Annotated in this window: 1 protein-coding gene and 1 pseudogene; both read right to left on the minus strand. The window is 41.4% G+C overall.

The genetic code is table 11. From position 1 onward, the window contains the following. Positions 1-444, minus strand: a pseudogene (locus H964_RS05980) (helix-turn-helix domain-containing protein); the annotation flags it as partial. Positions 445-1028: 584 nt separating this feature from the next. Next, a partial coding sequence (locus tag H964_RS05985) for a glycoside hydrolase family 48 protein (protein ID WP_039765675.1) occupies positions 1029-3105 on the minus strand: 2077 nt, incomplete at its 5' end.

Below are 3105 nucleotides of genomic sequence, written 5' to 3' on the forward strand. Positions count from 1 at the left end.
AATTACCAGAAGAATTGCCATTGAATTGCTATAATTATCAAATGGTAAGTAATATGTTGCATGCAATGCCAATATTCTTTGTCCTCCAATTAAATATTCCTGTGATATTAAATTATTTTTGTATTTACTGTTGTTTTTATTGAACATTATATTGTGCCAAACGCGGTAGTTCATTCTATCAGGTGAAAAGTAATTACAAAAATTTTCAAATCCAAATGTAAAAAAAGAGCCAAATTCTTCGGAAGCAAAATATACTATTTCTCCATCGCATAAAAAAAGTACAAAGATAGGTTTTAAATCTCCATTAATCATACTAATGTCTCTAAAGTGTTTATAATATTCAAAGTACTCCCACAAATCTGAAAAATTTTCTCTTAAACCCCTTAGATTACCTATCCATTTTAATTTATCATCAGTAAGAATACGTGTAACTATCTCATTCATTTTCTTTAATTCGTAGTCTATTTTTTCGCGAAGTTTATCTAATTGAATTGACTTATTATTAATTTTGTCTCTTATAATAAGTTCTTTAGTCACATGTAATAAGAAAACTGACATTAGAAAATGAAGTAGAAAAACTATAACTAAAAAGATTAAGAACATATTTGCACTCTTTTTTAAAACATATAATACTTCTCATCTTTCTACATAAACCCCCTAACCCCTCATACTAAAATTGTTGGATTTTATATGAATTTTAATTTTATCTGCTATAGCCATTTCACAATAAAGTTTATCACGCAACTTGTCACACTTTAAACAAGAAAATTTTATTTTGGACAGGAAAATTTTAAGCACCTTTAAAAATAGTTTTTATCATATTACAGCAATTTTGTATGTTGGTTATTACTTCTTAATATGTATGCTATAGTTATTTCGTAGCTTAAAATATATCTCAAATTACACAACTTTATTTAAGCAATTTTCCCATATATTTTAATTTACTAAAATTATGTATTCAAACAAAAAAGGGTAGCACACCATACCTATAGATGTGCTACCCCGCTAAATTTCTATTTACCTACTTATTATTGATTGCCAAACAGAATTTCATATGTTGCATTGGCAATTGCTATGTCACACTGTGCCCAGAACCTGTGATATCTGAACTCCGGTGCCTGCCCTGCCTTGTATGCCGCCTCTAACTTCGGCCAATCAGGATCTTGTTTGTACTTGCTCCTTATGTCTATAAACTTAACTCCACTCTTTATTACATCTCCATTCGGCATCTTCCCTGTCCATCCTGCCGGTATATATACCTCTTGCTCAAAAAACCTCTTGTAGTCCGCTCTCTTCTCTGGCGCTGACAATCCCTTGTCATCCCTGTACAACTTCCACATCCTGTCCAGCAATTCCTTCGCTAAATTCTTCGCTTCCTCATCAAATACCCCATACTTCTTCGTCCCTGCACTATAGTACAACAACGCATTCGCCAATGATGCTGTTATTCCTAAGTCAGTACCATAGTCCACTACCTTAACATGTAAGTTGCTATTCCCTGTATACGCCCCGTTCCATGTATCAGGTTGTCCGCTCCAATCAAGCGTCGACGGTATCGCAAATGTACCATCACTATTCAACTTCACTACACTCTTAATCCAGCTTACCCACTTCTCAAGCAGTGCACCTGCGTCCTTATCTCCTGTCACATAGTAATACTCCGCTACCCTCTGCATCGACCATGCCTGGAATCCAAACCATGTGTTGCTACCCGGGTCCCTATACACAGGGTTCGGTTCATACGCCATTCCATAAAATGTCGCTGTACCTGCCGGATATTTCTCGTACCTGCCATTCCATGAATTTGTCGCGCCTCCTGCTATCGCTCCCTCCGCTGACTGCAACCACCTGTAAAATTCTATCTGCCTCTTCAAACTCTTCGCCCAGTCGCTCGCTCCGTTCGGCGACTTCGGCTTCATATCACTATCATTCGCTAATGCCCATGCCGCCATCGGATTCTGATATCCAAAGTGCGCGTGGCTGCACCCTATCTTCCATGACCATGCTCCATCCAATGCTCCGCCCCATGCATAATACCATGATAGCAGATAATGTGCACTGTCATACCCTGTTCCTCCAGCTGCATTCTTGTCCTGACATCCTAATGGCTTGAAATACTTGTCAAACATCGCATACCTCAAATAGTCACCCATCTTCGCTGCCTTCGCTACATAGCTGCTTATCTCATTAAACTTACCTTGCTCCTTCGCCCATTCCTTCGCCCAGTAAGTAGCCTGAATAGCTCTCGCATCCGCATCAGGTGCATTCGTGTATCTCCACTGCTTCGAATAGTTCTGATCCTTAATAAACAGATCTAAAAATCCATTCGGTCCGCCCCATTTGAATTCCTCCCAGCTCGGATGCGGTACAGTCTCCCATACAGACTCCTCAGGCCCTCTCTGGAACGTGTTGATAAATGATGCACGGCTCACTCCGTCCCCTCTCTTGCCATATCCATACCAGTTGTCTACGTCCATCAACCAGTGCATACCATACATCAATGTGCTACCATATGTGCTCACAAGTTCATTATGCAACGGGTCTTTGCCAACAGGTACATTAAACTCCAACGGCGATGGATACTTGTCCGGTGTCTCCCACTCCCCTGCGTATGTCGCTGGCTTGTTAGGATCATATGACCTCATCGGCTGATCTTCAGCCGACGGTATCATATACTTCTCTAATGTGTCCCATGCCGTCTTAAACTTGCTCCAATCACCCGTCAACTTCCCATACACTGCCTCAAGCCATACATAATACGAAAATGCTTCACTCGTGGTCAAATGACCATAATCAGGTGCTTCGCATATCAATGTCTCTACCGAATGATATGGTATCCCATCCTGGTTAAAATACCCGTTCGCAGGATCATGTATCTTGTTCCATAACCACATAAACCTCTGCCCATATTCGCCAAGCCCGCTCGGTGTGCTGCTCGGCGTCGGTGTAGGCGCAACTGTCACCGTCGGTGTTGGGGTTGACGTTGGGGTTGGAGTTGGTGTTGGTGTTGACGTTGGTGTTGATGCCGGGGTTGGAGTAGGTGTGGGTGCTGGTGTTGCTGTCGGCGCTGGTGTCGCTCCACTCGGCTCCTGACCCCATACCAAC

The sequence above is a fragment of the Caldicellulosiruptor sp. F32 genome (genome assembly GCF_000404025.1).
GTDB lineage: Bacteria > Bacillota > Thermoanaerobacteria > Caldicellulosiruptorales > Caldicellulosiruptoraceae > Caldicellulosiruptor > Caldicellulosiruptor saccharolyticus.